The 4,446-nt window shown below is 35.6% G+C and carries 2 protein-coding genes; both read left to right on the top strand.

The features are described from left to right. Nucleotides 1–274 precede the first annotated feature (274 nt). The gene (locus H9653_RS12155; protein ID WP_191692561.1) at nt 275–3,232 is read left to right on the top strand and encodes a DEAD/DEAH box helicase; all 2,958 of its coding nucleotides are present in this window, start codon (nt 275–277) and stop codon (nt 3,230–3,232) included. After that, nucleotides 3,232–4,416, top strand: coding sequence for a hypothetical protein (locus H9653_RS12150; RefSeq protein WP_191692560.1), 1,185 nt, complete (start codon nt 3,232–3,234; stop codon nt 4,414–4,416). Before H9653_RS12155 ends, H9653_RS12150 begins: the two co-directional genes overlap by 1 nt. Nucleotides 4,417–4,446: the final 30 nt, after the last annotated feature.

The following is a 4,446-nucleotide window of genomic DNA, read 5'->3' as shown; positions in this document are numbered from 1 at the left end:
TTTGTTGGTCATACTAGTTTCCTTCTTTGGGTTATTATAACCTCTTAGAAGCTGTCCAATTTTATTATGCCACTACATTCATGCTATTGAGCACCTTCATGGAATTGGTGTTACGCATGGTGATTTACATCCTGAAAATATAAAAATAAGTCCAGTTGCTGCTGATTCTGATTATCAGTTGTATCTATTTGATGCTTTAGACTTTAACTCAAATGGTAGTAGCAACTTAAATTATGAGTACGCTCCTAGCCACGCTGAAAACGCTACGACGCAAATGCGTGATATTTTTGCAGTTATGAAAATGAGTTGTGAGCTATTAGGAGTTGCTTGGGGTAAAGAGTCTGCTGAATTTCCTGATATTGCTAAAGTTATATCTATTGAGTTATCAGACTACAAATCAGGCTTCATTTCTCTTGAACGTTTTAAAGACGCTCTTCAACCAAAATCTGAAGTTCAACTGATTGAGGTAGGTGTTGGCAATAGAGATTCTTTTGACACTCTTGAAATATATCCAGAAAATGATGAGCTGTTTTTTCAGTTTGAAAAAAGTAAAAGTAAGGAGAAGAACGACGTACTAGTTAAATTTATAGGTTTAGGTGGTTTATTTAAAGCTTTTTACTCAATAACAGAAAAAAAGTTTACCCATGTCCTACCTCCTATTAACCGAGACCATATATCAGCTAAAGATAGAAGAGACAGCCAATCAATTATTTCTTTAGGAGTGCGGCTAACTAGCGAGCATCGTCATGATTTAGCTGATTTAAACAAAGTACTATTAAAGGACACTCATTTTACTAATGCAGTTGATGACTTTATTAAAGAGTTACAAAGAACGGATGAAACTACCAATCAAAATGTAGAACTTGAATCTGAGCCTGATTTTACTTCTGAAATAATGGAATCTACTGAAGAACCTTCAAAGAAGGAAAGCTCATACTCCTTTACAGTTAAAGATTTATGGCAAGCAATCTTAAACACCGAAACCGAAGCTCTTCCATATATTACCGCCACTGACTCAGTTATTTGGCAGGATGAGGATAAGGTTTATGTACCCTACAATGGAGAAGTAAGCCCTTTAGACCAATTCAATAAAGACGATATTGTACAAGCTTTAGGTAAAGATACCGCTAATGATAAGACCTTTGTATATGGAAACATAGATGTTAAAAGGAGCTCTTTAAACGAGCTTCATTTTAAGCCAGGTAGTGTCAGACGTAATAACTCCATAGTTGAAGACACAATAGTTTATATACAAAGTAAACAGAGTAAGGTTTCTTTTAACCGTCGTAAAAATGCGCTATCTAGAATTTTAGATGGCGAGGCCGTAATCAATAACCTTTATGAATATTTTGATGCAACTTGTAAATTACCCGCTACTCATTACGACTCTACTATTGGTGAAGATGACTTCAAACGATATGATCGTATTAATGAATATGAGCAGACGATAAGATTAAATGATCCCCAAAAAGAGGCATTTGAAAAACTATTAAAAAACGGACCAGTATCTCTCCTACAGGGACCTCCTGGGACAGGTAAAACTGAGTTTATCGCAGCATTCGTACATTACTTATTTGAGAAACAGAATACTCAAAGCATACTACTGGTGAGTCAGTCTCATCAGGCTGTTAATACAGCGGCTGAAAGAATACGTCGTCACTGTCGTCGACTTGATACAGAATTGGATGTTGTACGTTTTAGTAACCGTAGTAGAACTGTTTCAAGTGAATTACAGGATGTATTCTCTGAGAACTTGCAAAATTCAAAATACGAGTTACTCAAAGCTGAAAAAATTGAACGCATTCAAAATCTTGGTTTATTATTGGGACTCGAAAAAGACTACTTACGTAAAAGAGCTCAAATACACTTTGATATAGGTAAACAAATTAAGCGTTATAACTTATTGATGAGTGATAAAGACAATAAGGAAAAGGATATAGATAATAAAGAGGAAACAAATCTTCTTAAAGCTATTGAGCAAGATATTGAATCTAAAATGGCTCAAACCAATTTTAATATAGATTTCAACATTAGTCAGTCAAGTATTGAAGATATTTATACCAAGTTAGTTTCTGAAATCAATAAAGAATACTCCGTTGAACCAAAGGAAAGCTCAGAAGCTGGTGAGTTAATTCAACTTACTGAAGATATGCTTGATTCATTATCAAATGAGCGTACTAACTATGCAGAGTTCCTTGCTAGATCACGTCAGTTAGTAGTCGGGACCTGTGTTGGTATGGGACAGTCACATATCGGTATTAACGAAAATGTCTATGATTGGGTTATCATTGACGAAGCAGCAAGATCAATCTCTAGTGAGTTAGCCATCGCCATGCAGTCTGGGAAGAGAGTACTGTTGGTTGGTGATCATAAACAACTACCTCCCATCTATTCACAAGAACACAAGTTAGCTTTAGCACGACGATTAGGTATTCCTAAACGAGGTGAAGAGCTAGATGATGCTTTAGGTAGTGACTTTGAGCGTGTATTCCAGTCTGAATATGGAAGAAATACTTGCGCTACACTAAAAACTCAATACCGTATGGCACCTGCTATTGGTAATCTTGTTTCATACTGTTTTTACGACGGTTTGCTTGAAAACGGTAAACAAGAAGAAGATATTCCTGATATATATAACAGCGTACCCAAAGAGATCCAGTCCTGTGTCAGTTGGCTTGATACATCCTCTATGCCTAATGCATATCATACAGGTGCATCTAATGGGAGTTCATCTAATCGGGTTGAGGTTGATGTCATCATCAAATTACTACAAGATATCCAAAACAACGATGAACTTTTAAGTAGTGAGACGGCCAAAAAGTGTTTGAAAGAAGGCGATCACTTAATAGGAGTGATCTGTATGTATGCGGAACAAAAACGACTGTTACGTAAAAAATTCAATGAAAATACTTGGGATGACAGTTTTAGACAGTTGATAAAGATCGATACGGTAGACAGTTATCAAGGTAAAGAAAATAGAATCATTATTGTATCTCTTACACGTTTTGATAAACAGCTAACGACAGGATTTCTACATTTACCTAACCGTACTAACGTATCGCTATCACGAGCTATGGATAAGCTTGTTATTGTTGGAGCAACGAAAACTTGGGAAAGTTCAAAAAATAAACATACACCGTTAGCGGAAGTTCTTAAATATTTCAAAGAACACGGTAACGACTCAAAATATAATCTTATAGAAATGTCTTCTAACAAGCGAGGACGCAAATAATGAATAATTCAGGAAGCATAGTTTTTAATAAAGTTGATTTTGTCATCAAGTCGCCTAGCTTTAAAATCATATTTTCCTATATGGATGAGCGTGGCATCCCCTTTGTCAGAGAGTTTGCTCTACGTCTATTAAAACTAAATTCTTGCAAACCTAAGGATTTTGCTGATTATTTTGACTTTACTCAAAGAGAAGCCGAAATCGCCATACAGGACTTGACTGATAAAGGGTGGGTTGGATGGAATGAAGACGGTACTATCGGACTGTCAAGCAAGGGTCAACTCTTATTTGATCAAAACAGTAAAGGCCCAAAAATACCTAGTTTGCAAGAAAGAACCCAACGTTTGCATTTAGAGTTATTAGATAGAAACTTTATACCAAAAAAAAGGACTTCTAAAGATAATCGTAACGCGTTGGAGTTAAATGTACCAAACAAAGACTTGTCAGAGAGTAAGGATGTTGCTAAACGCCAGTTTCAAGCAGACTTTATGAACCTAAAGGAAGATAAGGTAATCGAAAATATTTCGGAGGACATTGAGCTGTACAAGATAGATTTAATTGAACAGCTTTATACTGACTTTTTTAGATTTACCCAACCTTTCGAAATTAATGCTGAAGACGGCACTCAATTAGAACGTAGCGAACTTGAACTTACTAGGTCTGATAATATACAGCAAACGATCACTCAAATACTGGATCAATATAAGCCTAGCCAGAATAACCTACCTGAGATTATGCAAAGCATGGAGTCTTTAAAAGATCCAGAGACTTTAAAAATTATTGTAGGCGGTAAGTTTGATTTTAATAAGTTTTTAGACTTAGAATTAAATAGTAATCACAAAACATATTTCGTCGGACAAACATATCATCAAAATAAAATAATTGATAAAGTTACTGAGCTAGCTAATAATCTAAAAACAACTAAAAACTTGACTTGGATTGCGCCGAGTGATTTTTATTGGGGCAAGCAAACGAAGCTAATTGAAGTAATTAACTCAATTTCCAACGGTGCTATGGTGAAACGCAATAAAGAAAAGGTTAGATTGTATAACTTTAAAACTTATTTACCGTTACCTGAAGAAAGTAGAAGCCTACGCAATGAAGTTCGTGATTTAAAGCATCAGTTCAAAGAAGTGTCTCAAAATCACCACCACAATCAGCAAAAACCACGCCATGATTGCTTGTGAGGACTTAAAAGTAGCCAATATGTCGAAATC

The organism is Psychrobacter communis, assembly GCF_014836505.1.
Lineage (GTDB): Bacteria > Pseudomonadota > Gammaproteobacteria > Pseudomonadales > Moraxellaceae > Psychrobacter > Psychrobacter faecalis.
This window is presented reverse-complemented; position numbering and strand designations above follow the sequence as displayed.

Bases quoted from the DNA above. Each gene is read 5' to 3' on its own strand.
- H9653_RS12155 (WP_191692561.1), top strand. From the start codon at position 275: ATGCGTGATATTTTTGCAGTTATGAAAATGAGTTGTGAGCTATTAGGA.
- H9653_RS12150 (WP_191692560.1), top strand. From the start codon at position 3,232: ATGAATAATTCAGGAAGCATAGTTTTTAATAAAGTTGATTTTGTCATC.